The sequence below is a fragment of the Synechococcus sp. Lug-A genome (genome assembly GCF_024345655.1).
Classification (GTDB): Bacteria; Cyanobacteriota; Cyanobacteriia; order PCC-6307; family Cyanobiaceae; genus MW101C3.
Genome location: NZ_JAGQBN010000016.1, coordinates 1 through 15,519, shown reverse-complemented (window position 1 = coordinate 15,519; position 15,519 = coordinate 1). Strand labels below are relative to the sequence as shown.

Here is a 15,519-nt window from a genome sequence, read left to right as displayed (position 1 = left end):
CGCTCAGGGGGAGTGATGGTCCAGTCTGACCCGCGCCGACATCCGCGCTTCTGGATTCACCCCGGCAAAGGTGGGCGGCAGCCACACGCGCACCACCATCAGCACCGCCATGGTGATCAGGAACAGACACACGGCCAGGATCTGGTGCCAGTCGGTTTCGAGCACGCCCTTCACGATCACCTCCCGCAACACCGACACGATCGCGATCTCCACCGACACCCCGATCGACACACGCTGCTCCTGCAGATAGATGATCAGCAGCCGGAACAACTCCACCAGGATGAGGATGAACAGGATGTCGGCTGTGATGGCGTGAAAGCGCGGCGTGGTCATCAGCGTGGAGTAGATCTCCCGCATCTGCAGCACCATCACCCAGAACAGGCCCACACACAGCGCCACCGCAATCAGGTCCTGCACCGCCTCCAGGGTCTGCACGATCTGCACGCGCCGGAACAGCTGATGCCAGGGAACGCTGCCGGTGGCAGTGATCGTGGCGGCTGCAGGGGTGGCCGGGGGTGGGGCCGCAGCTGGGGTGCTGTCGGGCGAACCGCGGCCTTGCTCGGTGATTGGGCTTGTCGGGCTTGTTGGGCTGGCGAGAGTGTCCTGCATGAACCTTGACCGAATGGATCGCAGCCTATGGGGCGCCAACTTATCGGTCAATTACCTATAGATAGGTAGACCTTATTGCATTGATTGGGGCGTCATTCACTTGGGGCTCCACTGACTGGGGGGGTCATTGATCGGGGGGCAGATTGAGAGGCCTTGCTCGTGGATCGGGGCGCGAGGCTCTGATCGCACTGTTCTGAGCGGCCTGAGCTGAACACCCCCGCCAGATCCGACCAGCCCCCGATTGTCCTTTCGCCTATCGCCCCTCCGCCTGATTCCCCCGCTTGACCGTCACTCCTGCCCCTGATCACCCCTCCTGCGGAGCCGGGCGGAAGCGCAGCAAGGTTGTTCCGCTGGCGTCCTGCAGCAGCAGATGGCGCTGATCGATGCGCCAGCGGCGCACCCGCTCCAGGGCATCGCTGTAGCGCTGCTCAAGCTCCATCACCGGCGGGCTGCAGCCCATGCGCGTGCTCGCCAGCTGGGGGAAGCGGATCGCTGTCCCCTCCAGGCTGAAGCCGCCCATCAGGCGATTGCAACCGCCACTGCCGGCCAGCTGCAGGCGCTCGGCCGAGAGCTGCAGCTCGATCGGCTGAGCGCCAGGCGGCGTAGCCAGCTTCTGGCCGCCAAGGCCCTCCAGCCGCCAGGTGGTGCCCCGCAGCGGGGGCGCCTCCCTGGGGCAACCCCGGCCGGGGGTGAGGGCCGAGAAGCTCTCCACCACCAGGGTGCGGCGTGGCGGCTGGCCCTGCTCCATCGACGGCCGCTGGGTGATCAGTCCCTCCAGGCTCACCAGCAGCGGCTGGCCCGGTCGGTCTGCCGGGCGGGCCGCCAGGTAGGCACGCTCCAGGGCCAGGTAGCCGGCCTCCATCGCCACGGGCAAGCGCTGGCCGGTGGCGCACAGGCGGATGCTGGCCGCATCAGCCATGTACGAGAACAGACCCGTGAGCTGCAGGCGCGGGTCGATGGGCGCGGCCTGGGGCAGGCGCGTCAGCCGGTCGTTGGCGCTGGCAGAGGTCGTAGCCGCCTGGGGGTCGAGCTGGCGCAGCGCCGCCCCGGCGGCAAGCGGCTGCAGGAGCAGCGGGGGCTCGCTGCCACGGCTGAGCTCCAACCGCCCCGTGCCGGGCTCCAGCCGCCAGCGGCCGATGGCATCGAACGCCTGGGGCTTCGGCCGGCTCAGCAACGTCTGCCGCAGTTGATACGTGCCATCGGCAGCCAGATCGAGGTGCCAGCGGACCGGGCCGCCCGCGCCGGGAAGAACCCCCTGCCAACTGGCGGGGAGAGGTCCGAGCGAGGCCGGTGATGAAGGCCGCCGCGTGCTGCTGTCGGTGGGGGGCCGCTGGCTGATCAAGGCGCCGGCACCGGTGGACGCGGCCAGCGCCGGTGCCGTGATCACAGCCACCAGGACGACCACCATCCCGCGCCCCATTCCGGGCAAAAGGCCCCGTGCCCGGCGAGCCTCTTCAGTGGCGCGGGCAACACGCCACCGCAAAGCGCGGTGCGGCATCGGCATCGGCACGGTTGGCGCGTTCAGGGTGACGACTTTGAACGTACAGGCGGCTGCCTCACAGCCAGACCATGGCTACCGACACCTGAGCGCCCGCCCGAACGCATGGGCCACCGCCTCAGAAACACAAAGGCAGCCGAACAGCGGTCAGGTCACGACACGATGATTGCCTGGAACGCCTGCCACATGAAATCAGGGCACCGCGAAGGAATGCCAGGAGCCATGCAAGACCGTGTGGCCAGTTCGCGATGGTAACGAGCTGAATCAAGAGGGCGAGCTACGTTTTCATCATGCGGTGCCTCGAGGTGCAATGGGAGGCGCAATGGCCACGATTGTCATTGCAGCAACGGCCAACGATCTCTGGGGAGCAGCGGTCACCGTGCGCTCAGCCTTGGAAGCCTGCAGCACAACCCTCAACATCTATGCCATCAGCGTCGATTTATCTTCAGCAGACAAGCAGCAACTCTGCGCTTCTTGACAACCTTCGAACTGAGGCACCATCAAGTTCATTGTTTTTGATCTTGTGAAAGTCCATGACTTTCGAACCACTCTACCCGTCAAGAGCAACTCTACCCATGCCCGTTGCTTTATTTCCGGGCTCTTGATCGAGGCGTCCCGCTGCATTAACCTGGATACGGATTTGATCGCTTGCTCAGACTTGAACGACTTGCAGATCCTGGATCTAGAAGGTAAATACAGCGCTTGTGCTATTGACGGCGGCATCGCAAGCCCAGAACAGTAGCAACGCCTCCGCTGCAACTTAAAGCTGAGAGATTCTCTCCACTATGTTAAATCAGGAGTCATCGTGATGCACTTGGACGCCTGGCGACTTCGCCAGATCCAGGTCAATGCTCTAAACATTGCCCAAGACAACCAAGACGTGCTTGAGCCAATGGACCAGAATGCTCGGACTATGGCCTTGGCAGGCGATTGACTAACGCTCGATCCGAAGTGGAACACGTCGAAAGGCATAGCCGATGCCAGCTTTTTCGATGGGATTATTCATTTCATGGACAAGATCAAATCATGGCATGCAGATGATGCAGGAAGTTTTCAAGATCGATGGTTTCACTATTGGATCGAACCGCTTTCGCCGGCCAGCGTCCCGTCAAGCCACTTGGAATAGCAGCCACCGATCAACGGCTAGCTCGCTCGATTCCCACCCTGGAAATGGCGCGGGGCAAACTGCGCAGACTGATGTATTCAGCTAGTGAGCTGCAGCCATGACTGCATGAATGGTCGCACTTTGCTCGATCAGAGGCTGCGAATCAAACCGGCAATCGCCAGCTGGCCACCAAACAGCGAGCCTATAGAAGGTCAGAGAAAGTGGAATGAATTGCGCATGGTTTCCATGCTGAGGCACTCCCTGATGCAGCTTGCGCGTTGATGGGCTCTCCTGGTGGCTGCCGTCACCAGCTGCTCAGCAGCCACACCTTTGATGGTGATCACCGCTATCGCCGCAGGGCTGGCGTCCTTCGCTGGCCTGCCGGCCATGCGCAGGGGCTGCTGCATCGCGCGTGGGCTTGACCCTCTGACGGAATCCACAGCGCCATGGTCCAGGCGCAAGGTGATCAGGCGGAGCATCCTCTTACCTTGCATAACCACACCCTCTCGGCGTCCACTCCGCCGACACCGGCACCTGGTGATCGCACGACTTGGTTAGGATCATCCGGCACGATTGGTGAGCGCTCCGACGGAGCCGTTGGCCGTCGCTGTGGTGTTCGAACCTTCTTCCGTGCTGTCTTCTGCTCGTGCCCAATGCCCCTACTGTGGGGTGGGTTGTGGGCTGGAGCTCAAGCCGGCGGCGGCGGCTCTTGACGCCACTGCCTACAGCGCTGATTCCTGGACGGTGCGCGGAGACCGGCTGCACCCTTCCTCCCTCGGCCAGGTGTGCGTGAAGGGAGCCACGGTGGCCGAAACCCTCGATCGCAACCGCCTGAGCACACCGTTGTGGCGCGAGCGGCGCGACCAACCCTTTGAGGCGATCAGCTGGGAGCGGGCCTTCACGATCCTGGTGGAGCGGATCCAGGTGATTCAGGCGGAGCGTGGATCGGGCGCGATCGCGATGTATGGCTCGGGCCAGTTCCTCACCGAGGACTATTACGTCGCCAACAAGCTGATCAAAGGAGCTCTCGGCACCAACAATTTCGATGCCAATTCGCGGCTGTGCATGAGCTCGGCCGTGTCGGGCTATAAGCTCAGCCTGGGCTCCGATGGCCCCCCCTGCTGCTACGACGACCTCGACTTAGCAGGCACGGTGCTGCTGATCGGCACCAACACCGCCGACTGCCACCCGGTGCTCTTTCAGCGGCTGCTCAAGCGCAAGCGGCACCAGAAGGAGGCGCTGCAGATCATCGTGGTCGACCCCAGGGCCACCGCCACCAGCGCAGCGGCCGACCTGCATCTGGCCATTCGTCCGGGCACGGATCTGGTCCTGCTGCATGGCGTGGGTCATCTGTTGCTGCAGCTGGGGGCGGTGGATCCGGAGCGGGTGGCGGCCTGCGCGGATGGATTCGCTGAGCTGGCGGCCCTCTGGGCGGGCTGGACGCCGGAGCGGGTTTGCGCCCTCTGCGGCATCGAGGAGGAGGCGCTGCGGCGCCTGGCGGCACTCTGGGCCGCCAGCTCCGGCGTGCTCAGCCTCTGGTCGATGGGGGTGAATCAGAGCGTGGAGGGCACCGCCACAGTGGCGGGGATCATCAACCTGCATCTGGTCACGGGCCAGATCGGCAAGCCCGGAGCCGGCCCGTTCTCCCTCACCGGCCAGCCCAATGCCATGGGCGGGCGGGAAGCCGGAGGCCTGGCTGCGCTGCTGCCCGGCTACCGCTCGATCCACGAGGCCAGCCACCGGGCCGCGATCGAGCAGCACTGGGGCTTTCCCCCCGGCGCGATCTCAGCGCGCGATGGGCTCTCGGTGTGGGAGCAGATCGAAGCGATGGAGCGCGGCGAACTGGGCCTGTGGTGGGTGGCAGCCACCAACCCGCTGGTGAGCCTGCCGTCGCTGGATCGGGTGCGTCAGGCCGTGGCCCAATGCCCCCTGGTGGTGCTGAGCGAGGCCTACGCGGGCACCGAAACCGAAGCGATGGCCCATCTGGTGCTGCCGGCTGCCCAGTGGAGCGAAAAAGAGGGCGTGATGACCAACTCGGAGCGCCGGGTCACCTTGTCGCATGCCTTCCGGCAGGCCCCCGGCGAGGCCCGCCCCGACTGGGCGATCTTCGCGGAGCTGGGGCGCCGGCTGGGGTTTTCCAAGCAGTTCGCCTACGGCTCCGCGGCCGAGGTCTACGCCGAGTTCGCGTCGATCACCGCCGGGAGGCTCTGCGATCACAGCGGCCTGAGCCACGCCCTGCTGGCCGAGCACGGACCCCAGCAATGGCCATTCCCGGCTGGCACAGCGGCGGGGGGCGGCCAGCCACGGCTGCACACCGAGGGGGTCTACCCCACCGCTAACGGCAAGGCCCGCCTGCTGGCCCAGCAACCGCTGGGGCTGGCGGAACCGCCGGATGACGGCTTCCCCCTGGTGCTCACGGTGGGGCGGTACCTCGGCCATTGGCACACCATGACCCGCACCGCCCATGTGGAGCGGGTATGCCGCAGCCATCCAGAGCCCCTGCTGGAGATCCACCCAGCAGATGCCAGCTGCTGCAACCTCGATGAGGGCGCCCTCGCACGGGTGAGCTCCCGTCGCGGCGAGCTGACCGTGAAGGTGCAGATCACCGATCGAATTCGCCCGGGCACGGTGTTTCTGCCGATGCACTGGGGTGCCGCCCAGGAGCAGGCGTGTGAGGCCAACCGGCTGATGCATGCCCTCGGCTGCCCGATCTCAAAGCAGCCGGAGCTCAAGGCAGCGGCGGTGCGGGTGGAGCGGGCGGAGATCGCCGGCTGAGATTCAGCTGATCGGCAGCATCGCCTCCACCAGCTCGGGCGAGAGGCGCAGAAGAGCTGAGCCCCGGCCAGTGAGATGGCCATCCACCAGGCCCGACTGACGCAAGCGGGTGAGCATCTTGGTGACGGTGACGCGGGTGTTCCCGATCAGCTCGGCCAGGCGCTCATGGGTGATCCGCAGCGGCAACTCGTACCAGAGACCATTGCGGCGTCCCAGGCGCTCCACCAGTAAGGCCAGCAGCGCCTTCAATCGCTGTTCGGTGTCGTGGTGGTGGCGGATCATCAGCAACTCCAGGGCCCAGGTGTTGAGGTCCGTGCGAACGCTCAGCATTTCGGTGCGCTCCACCCGTTCGATCTGCACCACGGAGAGAGCTTCAAGGCCCACCCAATCGCGGCGCAGGGCCAGGGCATCGCAGACTTCACCCGGTTGAAGAAAGCCGATCGTGATGTCCTGGCCCGAGGAGGCCAGCAAAAACACCCGCAGGATGCCGGAGTGGACGCGCATGGGCGAGGCTGCGGCGGCATGGCCGCCATCCAGCAGCAGGGTCTGGCCCACCGCCATCGTCAGCTGACGGAAGGACTGATGAAGTGGCAAGGCGGCCCTCACGTGTCGTCGTGGGCGTAGCGGCGGTAAAGGAAATCGAGGGCGCGATTGCGCAGGTCGAAGTATTCGGGCTGCTCCAGCAGGCGGGCCCGCACACGCGGGCGGGCGAACGGCAGCTCGAGCACCTCACCGATCGTGGCGGCGGGGCCGTTGGTCATCATCACCACCCGGTCGGCCAGGAACAGGGCTTCATCGATGTCGTGGGTGATCATCAGCACCGTCACGCGGTGATCGGCCCAGATCTTGAGCAGCTCCTCCTGCAGTTCCTCGCGCGTGATCGGATCCAGCGCTCCGAACGGTTCATCAAGCAGCAGCACCTTCGGTTTGAGCGCCAGGGCGCGGGCGATCGACACCCGCTGCTTCATCCCCCCGGACAGACTTCCCGGCTTCTTGTGGGCTGCTTCGCTGAGGCCCACCAGCGCCAGATGCTCCTCCACGATCGCCTTGGCCTGGCCGTTGCGCTGCAGTTCGGGGAACACATTGTTCACCGCCAGGGCGATGTTGTCGTAGGCGCTCAACCAGGGCAGCAACGAATAGTTCTGGAACACCACCATGCGGTCGGGACCGGGATCAACGATGCGCTCCCCGTTCAGCCGCACCTCGCCGGTGGTGGGCTGGCGGAATCCCGACACCATGTCGAGCAGGGTGGATTTACCGCAGCCGGAATGGCCGATCAGGCACACGAACTCCCCCTCCGCCACGGACAGATGCACCCCATCCAGCACGGTGTGGGGCCCCCGGGCGCTGGGATACACCTTGGTGACCCCGTCGATCTCCAGATAGGCGCCGGTGGCACGGCTGGCGCTGGCCGCCGTTGAGCTGAGGGTCTGCATGGGGGAGCGGGCAGGGTCGGATGGCGGGGCGGGGTCAGGTGGCGGCGGCGGGAGCCGGTGGCAGCACCACGGCCTCGATGCGGAGCGGGCGCTGCTGCTTCAGCCCCTGCACGTAGGCGGCGGGGTCGGCGGGATCGAGCTGCTCGGCGCCGAAGAAACCCACGGAGGTGGGGCGAGGTGGCTCGGCGGGCAGGCCCAGGGCGGCGGCCGCCTTGCCGAACAGATCCGGGCGCTGCACCCGGTTGAGCACCTCCTCCCAGTTGCTTGGGAAGGGGCAGACGTTCCAGCGCGCCAGCTGGGTGAGGATCCAGGTGGCCTCGGCGCGATCGGGAGCATTCACGCCAGGCCCGAAGAAGCGGTTGAAGCCGGGAATCAGCGCCGGCGCACCGGTGCCGCGGTCGTAGGCCTGGGCCAGGCCGGGCAGCAGCACAGCGGGGCTGGTGCCCACGTATTCAGGGCGGGCCAGCAGCTGGGCCAGCTCCTGGCGGTTGGCCGGGTCTTCGCAGTGGCGGCAGGCCTCCAGCAGGGCGCAGAGCAGGGCCTGATGGGTGTGGGGGTGGGCGGCGGCCCACTCTTCCCGCACACCGAGCACCTTCTCGCCATGGCCATCCCAGAGGTCGGTGTCGGTGGCGATCACGGTGCCGTGCCCCTCCTGCACGGCGCGGGAGTTCCAGGGCTCGCCCACACAGAAGCCATCGATCGTGCCGGCCTTGAGCGTGGCCACCATCTGGGCGGGCGGGATCACGATCAGCTCCACGTCGCTGCTGGGGTCGATGCCGGCGGACGCCAACCAGGCCCGCAGCATCAGGTTGTGCATGGAGGCGGGGTGCACCATGGCCAGCACCGGCTTGTGGCCGGGTTTGGCGGCGATCCAGGCCTTGAACTCCGCCGCGCTGCGCACGCCGGCCTCATGGAAGCGGCGGTGCAGGGTGATGGCATTGCCGTTGCGCGAGAGCGTGAGCGCTGAGGTGATCGGCACCGGGCGGCGCCCCTGGCTGCCGAGGGTCATGGCGAAGGGCAGACCCGCCACCATCTGGGCCGCATCCAGCACGCCCTGGCGCAGGTTGGCCTCCAGGGTTTTCCAGTTGGTTTCGCGCCGCAGCGTGACCTGATCAAGCCCATACCTGGCGAAGAAGCCGCCCTCAAGGGCCATCACCAGCGGGGCGCAATCGGTGAGTGGCACGAAGCCGATCTCCAGATTCACCTTCTCCAGCGTTCCTGAGGCCACAGCGCCCCTGGGTTTGAGGCGCTGCTGGCGGGCATCACGCTGCTGGTTGAGGAAGGTGACCACCTCCGCGCGCAGGCCGTAGTAGGTGGGGTCTTCGACGGCGGTGAGCTGGGAGCGGGGCCGGGCCAGCGGCACATCGAGGATCTGGCCGATGTAGGCCTCCGGGCCGTTGGTGAGCATCACCACGCGATCGGAGAGCAGTAGGGCTTCGTCCACGTCGTGGGTGACCATCACGGCGGTGACCTTGGCCTCCTGGCAGATCTCCATCAGCTGCGTCTGCAGGTTGCCGCGCGTGAGCGCATCGAGGGCACCGAAGGGCTCATCGAGCAGCAGCAGCTTGGGGCGGATCGCCAGGGCCCGGGCGATCGCCACCCGCTGCTTCATGCCCCCGGAGATCTCAGCGGGATACTTATCCGCCGCAGGCGTGAGCTTCACCAGCTTGATGTTGCGGTCCACGATCTCGCGCCGCTCTTCACGGGAAAGCCTGGGCATCACGTTGTCTACGGCGAGGGCGATGTTCTCGCGCACCGTTTTCCAGGGCAGCAGCGAATAGTTCTGAAACACCACCATCCGGTCGGGGCCGGGTTCGGTGACCTCCTGACCGCTCATCAGGATGCCGCCCTCCGTGGCCAGGGTGAGGCCCGCCAGCAGATCCAGCAGGGTGGATTTGCCGCAACCGGAATGGCCGATCAGGGTGACGAACTCACCTTCCGCGATCTGCAGGAAGATGTCCTTGAGGGCCACATAGGTGCCGCCGTTCTTGAGCGGAAACGCCTGGGTGACGTTGTCGACGGTGAGCAGGGCAGGCATGGCTCAGGAGGCTCCGCTGCTCACACGCCGGCCGGCAAACGCCACCAGCCGATCCAGGCACAGGCCGACAATGCCCACATACACAATCGCCAGCACAATCTGGCTGGCGCTCGACTCACCACCGGCGTTGTAGGCATCCCAGATGAAATAGCCGATGCCGCCATCGGCCTTGAGCATCTCCGCCGCCACGATCGCCAACCAGGCCAGACCCACGGCGATGCGCAGACCGGTGAACACATAGGGAACGGTGGCGGGAATCACGATCTCCCGAATGTACGCGCGCTTGCGCAGCCGCAGCACGCGCGACACGTTGGTGTAATCCTGAGGGATCTCACGGATGCCCACGGCCGTGTTGATGATGATCGGCCAGATGGAGGTGATGAAGATCACGAAGATCGCCGACTTATCGGCGTTCTGAAACACCATCAGGGAGATCGGGAACCAGGCCAGTGGCGGCACCGTGCGCAACACCTGGATCACCGGATCGAAGCCCTTGCCCACGAACCGGTTCAGGCCCAGCAGGCCACCCATGGCGATGCCCACGATGGCCGCCAGGCCATAGCCCAGAGCCACCCGTTGCAGAGAAATCAGAATCTGCCAGCCCAGCCCTTTGCTGGTGCCGCCATCATCAAAAAAGGGCTGGCTGATGTAAGGGTCCCAGGTGTCTGTCACCACCTTGATGGGCCCCGGCAGACGATCGGCGCCCAGCAGGCCGGAGAGCACCTGCCAGACGATCAGGAACCCACCGATGCAGAGTAGGTAAGGGAGGATGGTGGTGAGAAGGGTGGAACGGCGTTGGCCTTGGCGCTGGCGAGGGCGCCGCCTGCCGTTCACAGCGGTGAGGGTCATGAAGGGTGGGGGTGATTAATGGCGACGAACAGTCGCTCAGGCCAGGGCTTTGATCTTGAGGGCGTCGAGATAAGCCTTGGGATCTTCAGGATCGAAGACCACGCCGTCAAAGAAGGTTTCCTTGCCGCGGGAATCGGAGGCGGGAATGGAGGCTTCCTGGCCGATCGCTTTGGCGGCCTCCTTCCAGAGATCGGCGCGGTTCACCTTGTCCACCAGCGCATCGATATCCGTAGAGGCGGGTAGATACCCCCAGCGCATGTCCTCGGTCACGAACCACTTGTCATGGCTCTTGTACGGGAAAGACGCATTGTCGGCCCAGAAGCGCATCTTGTAGGGGCTGTCCTTCACCACCCGGCCATCGCCATAGTCCACATTGCCGGCCAGGCGGGGCTTGATGTCGCTGACGGTGGCCTTGATGTATTTATCTTTGGCGAGGATGGTGCACATCTCGTCAAGATTGGCGGGATCATCACACCACATCTGAGCTTCCAGCACGCCCTTCAGCAGGGCCAGAGTGGCCTTGGGGTTCTGCTCCACCCAATCGGCTCGCATGGAGAAGGCCTTCTCCGGATGGAGCTTCCACAGTTCACCGGTCTGGGCCACGGTGTAGCCCAGCTTCTTGTTGACCAGGCGCCCATTCCAGGGCTCACCCACACAGAAGGTGTCCATCGTGCCGGTCTGCATGTTCGCCACCATCTGCGGCGGCGGAATCACCACCAGGTCGGCAGCTGTGTTGGGATCAATGCCATTGGCCGCCAGCCAATAGCGCATCCAGAGGTCATGGGTGCCACCGGGGAAGGTCACCGCCGCCTTGAATTTCTTGCCTTTGGCGCCTGCAGCGGCCACGGCCGCCTCCAGGCCGGCCTTGTTGTCGATCGTGAGCTTTTCGGGCAGGAAAGCCTTGGCCGCGGAGATGCCCTGGCCCTGAAGATTCAGGCGCGCCAGCGTCACCATCGGCAGCGGCTGGTTCGACTTGGTGATTTTGCCGGCCGTGAGCAACAACGGCATCGGCGTGAGGATGTGGGCGCCATCAATGCCGCCGCCCTTGGTGCCGAGTTCCAGGTTGTCGCGGGTGGCGGCCCAGGAGGTCTGCTTGACCACCTTCACCTCAGGCATGCCGTGCTTGGCGAAAAAGCCCTTTTCCTGAGCAATGATCACCGGCGCCGCATCGGTGAGGGCGATGAAGCCGAGCGTGGCGCCCTTCACTTCCACATCCCCGCCGCCGCCGCTGGCGGCCGGCGCTGAGGCACTGTCCGGCTTTTTGCCGCCGCAGGCGCTCAACCAGAGGGCGCCGGCCGTGGTGCCGGCGGCGGTCACGAGGAACTTACGGCGCGAAAGATTCGGCATGGGGCTGGGGTGTCACGAAGGTCTGGATGCGATTCACGCAATCCGGACGGGCCTCATGAACGAAGCGCACCGAGCCGGCAAGGTTGGCGCACAGGCTGACCAACCCGCCTACGTCATCACGGCCAGGGCCCGATTGATGGTGCCGGTTGTTACCGATGGCCGGACTGTGCAGCGTTCAGCCACACGACAGCCCGAATTCCTGTAGCGCCCGCGGCAGGTTGCGGTGCTCATGGCCCGGATGGCTGAGCTTCACCAGGGCGAAGCGCTGCAGTTCATCGAGGCCCTGCCATTGCGCCAGGTTGAGCGGCGTGCCCAGCTGCCGGCAGGCCGCCGCCAGCACCGCCGGCAGCGCCTCCCCGTCGGCCGCACTGGGCAGAGCCTCCAGCTGGGCCGGCGGCAGGGGCCGGGCCGGGCCGGCGGCCATGGCAGCCGTGCGTTGCAGCAGCCATTGGCGCAGGGCCTCGATCGCGAGGGGCTGATCGGGCCAGGCCAGCAGCCCCTCACGCTCCGCGGTGCCCAGGGCCTGCCAGTGGCTGAGCTTGAGCTTCACTCCCGCCAGATCAAGCTTGCGCCGCACCGCCATCGGCAGGCAGCGCAGATCGGCGACGAAATCGGCCTCAAAGCCGAAGCAGCGGTCGTGGCTGGCGCGCGCAGGCAGGCTCATGGGGCAAGATCCTGGCGCAGCTTTTCGCCGCAGCGGGCGGCCAGCAGGGCGCGGGCCTGCTCAAGCCCCGCCGGCAGGCTGTCGCAGCGCTCGGCCAGCCAGAGGTACACCCCCAGGTTCCACAGCAGCGACTCCGCCAGCGGTCCTTCGCCCTGCAGCGCCGCCAGCGCCTGCTCGCGCCAGAGCTCCAGGTTCTGCCAGGGAACCTCGGGGCCGCAGAGGCCATGGTCGCGGGGATGGACCAGCAGGCGGGTGATCACGCCATCGCGGCCCCGGGCGGTGATGCCGGCGCGGCTGGTGGGCAGGTCGGTGGAGCCCTCCAGCCCCTTGACCGTGAGCAGATCGGTTTCGCCGGCGTGGGCCAACGCCTCCCAGGCGCGGGCCTCGGTGGGGGGATGAACGAAGCCGCTCACCAGCAGGTGCTCCCCCTGGTGGGGGGTCCAGAGGAGCTCCAGGCTGGCCACCGGCGGCCGCTTGCCGATGTCCTCACGGATCGGCAGCAGCCGTTCGGCGGCCGGGAAATGGCAGGGCTGGTGGGTGAGAGCCAGGCCCTGGATCTCAAGCCGCTGCTGCAGGTCGGCCAGGCTGAGCCGCCGCCAGTCGATGCCGAGGGCAGCGAACAGCTCGGCGAGGCTGATGCCGTACTTCACCGGCATCGGAGCTCCGCCGTGCAGCACCACCGGCTGGCCGGCGGCCGCCAGCAGCAGGGCCAGCAGCGGCAGCAGCGGGGCGGTGCGGCTGCGACCGTCGTACGGCACCCCGAAGCAAAGCGGCCGCTGGCCGGGGGTACGCAGCACCGGGCCGTGCTCGCGGTAGCTGTCAAGCATGCCGGCCAGCTCCAGCGGCGACGGCCGGCGAATGCGATGGGCGATCAGGAACGCCCCCAGCTGGGCATCGCTCACCGGCCCCAGCAGCATCAGATCGGTGGCTTCGCGAGCCTCGGCGCGGGTCAGGCCGGTGCTGGTGTGCTCACCGCTGCCCACCTTGGCCAGCAGCTCGCGGAAGCGCATCACCTCCGGCGCCAGCGCCGGGCGGCGGCCGGCGCCTGGGGCGCTGGCGCCCTTCACGGCAGAAATCGGTATCACCTGCGACAAGACTTCGGCACTCCGGCTGAAAGGGTGAGGATTCCGATCATTAGGCATGCGCAGGCCCGCTGCGAACTCTGCAGGGGTTCCCGCGCCATGCGGCCGGCGGCCCGATCGGTGTTTCCCCTCTCGTTTCCCTTCCCTCCATGGCGACGCTCAACAAGGTGGAGCAGGCCAAGGCCGGCTTCTGTGGTCTGGATCTGGCGCCGCGGCTGAGTGAACTGAGCGCCGCCGGCTGGGAATCCCTCGATGAGGCCACCCTCACCATCCATCTCAAGTGGCTGGGCATCTTCTTTCGGCCGGTCACGCCCGGGCGCTTCATGCTGCGGCTGCGGCTGCCCAACGGCGTGATCCACGCCGACCAGCTGGACGTGCTGGCAGAGGCCGTGGATCGCTGCGGCAGCCACGGGAGCGCCGACATCACCACCCGTCAGAACATCCAGCTGCGCGGCCTGCTGCTGGAGGACATGCCGCCGCTGATGGCGGCGCTCGAGCGGGTGGGCCTGACCAGCCGCCAGTCGGGCCACGACAACCCCCGCAACGTGACCGGCAACCCCCTGGCCGGCATCGACCCCGAGGAGTTCATCGACACCCGGCCGCTGGTGGACCGCATCCAGGCGGCGGTGCTGGGGCCCGACGGTCCGCGCAACCTGCCGCGCAAGTTCAACGTGGCGGTGGGCGGCGCCCCCGACTCCTTCCTGCTGCACAACGACCTCGCCTTTCTGCCCGCGTTCCACGACGGCACGCTGGGCTTCACCGTGATGGTGGGCGGCTTCTTCTCAGCCCAGCGCAACGAGCTGGCGATCCCGCTGGGGTTGTGGCTGCAGGCCGATCAGCTGCCGGCCTTCACGCTCGCGGTGCTGCGTCACTACGAACGGCAGGGCGATCGCAGCAACCGCAACAAGACCCGCCTGATGTACCTGATCGATGCGCTCGGGCTCGACTGCTACCGGGCGGAGGTGGTGGAGAGCTACGGCGCCGTGGCCGGCGCTGATGCCGCCGCCCTGGTGCCCCATGACGGCTCCCATCTGGTGTGCCGCGCTCCGCGGGACATCTGTGGCGTGCACGCCCAGAAGCAGCCGGGTCTGCACTGGGTGGGCCTGCATGTGCCGATGGGTCGGCTGCACGCTGATGGGATGGGCGACCTGGCCCGGCTGGCCCGCACCTACGGCAGCGGCGGGCTGCGCCTGAGCGAAAGCCAGAACGCCCTGATCGCCGATGTGCCGGGCGACCAGCTGGAGGCACTGCTGGCCGAACCGCTGCTGCAGCAGTTCCGTGTGGATCCCGGTGCGCTGGCGGCGGAAGCGGTGAGCTGCACCGGTAACCGCTACTGCAGCTTCGCGCTGATCCCCACCAAGAGCACGGCCCAGGCGGTGGTGGAGGAACTGGAGCGGCGCCTGGAGGTGCCCCATGGCGTGCGCACCCATTGGACCGGCTGCCCCAATGCCTGCGGCCAGCCCTACATGGGCTCGATCGGGCTGATGGGGGCCAAGGCCCGCAAGGACGGCGAAATGGTGGAAGCGGTGAAGGTGTTCCTGGGCGGCTCGATGGCGGCCGATCCCCGGCTGGCGGAGCTGCATGACAAGGGCATTCCGCTCAGCGAGCTGCCCGAGGCGCTGGAGCAGATTCTGGTGGAGCGGTTCGGCGCCCGGCCGCGGGCGCTCCCGGCCTGACCCGCAGTGGGCCGGTGGCGCAGGCTCCTGATTGCTAGAACAGCCAACCAGCCAGCCACCGCGAACCCGATGCTGCCTCGCGACGGCGATCCGAGCGGCGATCCGGCCCAGCTGCCACCGGCGGGTGATCCCGCCCGCTGGCCGTGGCTTCAGCAACTCCGGCGCCGGCCGCAGCTGGAGCTGGCCCCCTGGCTCACGGCGCTGGAAGCGGGCAGCGTGCCCGCGGAGGCCGACCTGCTCACCGTGCTGGCCGAGCGTTTGGATTCCAGCAGTGCGCCCCGGCTGCTGGCCTGGTGGTTGCGGCAGGACCCGCCAGATCCGGCCCTGGGCGAGCGGATCGGGCGGCGGCGCGAGGCCGGCTGCGCCGAGCTGTTGCGGCAGGCGCTGGCGCGCGCTCCCCAGCAGGCCCCCCTGCTGCTGCCGTTGCTCGGCCACCAGCG

At 66.9% G+C, this 15,519-nt stretch carries 14 protein-coding genes; 4 read left to right on the top strand and 10 right to left on the bottom strand.

Going from position 1 to position 15,519, the window contains the following annotated elements:
* Positions 1–3: 3 nt before the first annotated feature.
* Positions 4–609 carry a phosphate-starvation-inducible PsiE family protein gene (locus KBY86_RS12060; RefSeq protein WP_315855863.1) on the bottom strand — a complete coding sequence of 202 codons (606 nt, stop codon included), beginning with the start codon at positions 607–609 and terminating at the stop codon, positions 4–6.
* A gap of 304 nt (positions 610–913) precedes the next feature.
* Positions 914–2,017 (bottom strand): META domain-containing protein, encoded by a 1,104-nt coding sequence (locus KBY86_RS12055; protein ID WP_255141215.1) that lies wholly within the window; start codon positions 2,015–2,017, stop codon positions 914–916.
* A gap of 412 nt (positions 2,018–2,429) precedes the next feature.
* Here KBY86_RS12055 and KBY86_RS12050 point away from each other — a divergent pair, with 412 nt between their 5' ends.
* Positions 2,430–2,585, top strand: coding sequence for a hypothetical protein (locus tag KBY86_RS12050; protein WP_255100275.1), 156 nt, complete (start codon positions 2,430–2,432; stop codon positions 2,583–2,585).
* Between the two features lie 839 nt (positions 2,586–3,424).
* Here the strand turns inward: KBY86_RS12050 and KBY86_RS12045 are convergent.
* Complete coding sequence (locus tag KBY86_RS12045) at positions 3,425–3,619, bottom strand: hypothetical protein (protein WP_255141214.1); 195 nt, start codon at positions 3,617–3,619, stop codon at positions 3,425–3,427.
* 223 nt (positions 3,620–3,842) lie between these two features.
* Here KBY86_RS12045 and KBY86_RS12040 point away from each other — a divergent pair, with 223 nt between their 5' ends.
* On the top strand, positions 3,843–5,987 hold the full coding sequence (locus KBY86_RS12040) for a molybdopterin oxidoreductase family protein (RefSeq protein WP_255141213.1): 2,145 nt from the start codon (positions 3,843–3,845) through the stop codon (positions 5,985–5,987).
* Between the two features lie 3 nt (positions 5,988–5,990).
* Here the strand turns inward: KBY86_RS12040 and KBY86_RS12035 are convergent, their stop codons facing one another.
* From KBY86_RS12035 to KBY86_RS12005, 7 genes are all read right to left on the bottom strand, one after another.
* On the bottom strand, positions 5,991–6,581 hold the full coding sequence (locus KBY86_RS12035; RefSeq protein WP_255141212.1) for a Crp/Fnr family transcriptional regulator: 591 nt from the start codon (positions 6,579–6,581) through the stop codon (positions 5,991–5,993).
* An 8-nt stretch (positions 6,582–6,589) separates the two neighbouring features.
* Entirely contained in the window at positions 6,590–7,423 is an 834-nt protein-coding gene (locus tag KBY86_RS12030; RefSeq protein ID WP_255100279.1) for a nitrate ABC transporter ATP-binding protein, read from the bottom strand.
* A gap of 34 nt (positions 7,424–7,457) precedes the next feature.
* The gene (locus KBY86_RS12025) at positions 7,458–9,461 is read right to left on the bottom strand and encodes a nitrate ABC transporter ATP-binding protein (RefSeq protein WP_255141211.1); all 2,004 of its coding nucleotides are present in this window, start codon (positions 9,459–9,461) and stop codon (positions 7,458–7,460) included.
* Between the two features lie 3 nt (positions 9,462–9,464).
* The gene (ntrB, locus tag KBY86_RS12020) at positions 9,465–10,310 is read right to left on the bottom strand and encodes a nitrate ABC transporter permease (protein ID WP_255141210.1); all 846 of its coding nucleotides are present in this window, start codon (positions 10,308–10,310) and stop codon (positions 9,465–9,467) included.
* Positions 10,311–10,346: 36 nt separating this feature from the next.
* A complete protein-coding gene (locus tag KBY86_RS12015) occupies positions 10,347–11,657 on the bottom strand; it encodes a CmpA/NrtA family ABC transporter substrate-binding protein (protein WP_255141209.1) in 1,311 nt (436 codons plus the stop codon).
* A gap of 175 nt (positions 11,658–11,832) precedes the next feature.
* The gene (locus KBY86_RS12010) at positions 11,833–12,321 is read right to left on the bottom strand and encodes a nitrate reductase associated protein (protein ID WP_094512317.1); all 489 of its coding nucleotides are present in this window, start codon (positions 12,319–12,321) and stop codon (positions 11,833–11,835) included.
* On the bottom strand, positions 12,318–13,331 hold the full coding sequence (locus KBY86_RS12005) for an anthranilate phosphoribosyltransferase (RefSeq protein WP_255100695.1): 1,014 nt from the start codon (positions 13,329–13,331) through the stop codon (positions 12,318–12,320). The genes KBY86_RS12010 and KBY86_RS12005 overlap by 4 nt, the downstream gene beginning before the upstream one ends.
* 221 nt (positions 13,332–13,552) lie before the next feature.
* Between KBY86_RS12005 and KBY86_RS12000 the strand changes: the two genes are divergently transcribed.
* Both KBY86_RS12000 and KBY86_RS11995 read left to right on the top strand, forming a co-directional pair.
* Positions 13,553–15,079, top strand: coding sequence for a ferredoxin--nitrite reductase (locus KBY86_RS12000; RefSeq protein ID WP_255141208.1), 1,527 nt, complete (start codon positions 13,553–13,555; stop codon positions 15,077–15,079).
* A gap of 69 nt (positions 15,080–15,148) precedes the next feature.
* Positions 15,149–15,519: hypothetical protein (locus tag KBY86_RS11995; protein ID WP_255141207.1), on the top strand; the 371-nt coding region annotated here is incomplete at its 3' end.

What these genes read in the sequence shown, in the direction of transcription:
- KBY86_RS12010 (WP_094512317.1), bottom strand. Translation starts at nt 12,321, where the DNA reads ATGAGCCTGCCTGCGCGCGCCAGCCACGACCGCTGCTTCGGCTTTGAG.
- KBY86_RS12015 (WP_255141209.1), bottom strand. Translation starts at nt 11,657, where the DNA reads ATGCCGAATCTTTCGCGCCGTAAGTTCCTCGTGACCGCCGCCGGCACC.
- KBY86_RS12030 (WP_255100279.1), bottom strand. Translation starts at nt 7,423, where the DNA reads ATGCAGACCCTCAGCTCAACGGCGGCCAGCGCCAGCCGTGCCACCGGC.
- KBY86_RS12045 (WP_255141214.1), bottom strand. Translation starts at nt 3,619, where the DNA reads ATGCAGCAGCCCCTGCGCATGGCCGGCAGGCCAGCGAAGGACGCCAGC.
- KBY86_RS12000 (WP_255141208.1), top strand. Translation starts at nt 13,553, where the DNA reads ATGGCGACGCTCAACAAGGTGGAGCAGGCCAAGGCCGGCTTCTGTGGT.
- KBY86_RS12055 (WP_255141215.1), bottom strand. Translation starts at nt 2,017, where the DNA reads ATGGTGGTCGTCCTGGTGGCTGTGATCACGGCACCGGCGCTGGCCGCG.
- KBY86_RS12050 (WP_255100275.1), top strand. Translation starts at nt 2,430, where the DNA reads ATGGCCACGATTGTCATTGCAGCAACGGCCAACGATCTCTGGGGAGCA.
- ntrB (WP_255141210.1), bottom strand. Translation starts at nt 10,310, where the DNA reads ATGACCCTCACCGCTGTGAACGGCAGGCGGCGCCCTCGCCAGCGCCAA.
- KBY86_RS12025 (WP_255141211.1), bottom strand. Translation starts at nt 9,461, where the DNA reads ATGCCTGCCCTGCTCACCGTCGACAACGTCACCCAGGCGTTTCCGCTC.
- KBY86_RS12060 (WP_315855863.1), bottom strand. Translation starts at nt 609, where the DNA reads ATGCAGGACACTCTCGCCAGCCCAACAAGCCCGACAAGCCCAATCACC.
- KBY86_RS12005 (WP_255100695.1), bottom strand. Translation starts at nt 13,331, where the DNA reads ATGCGCTTCCGCGAGCTGCTGGCCAAGGTGGGCAGCGGTGAGCACACC.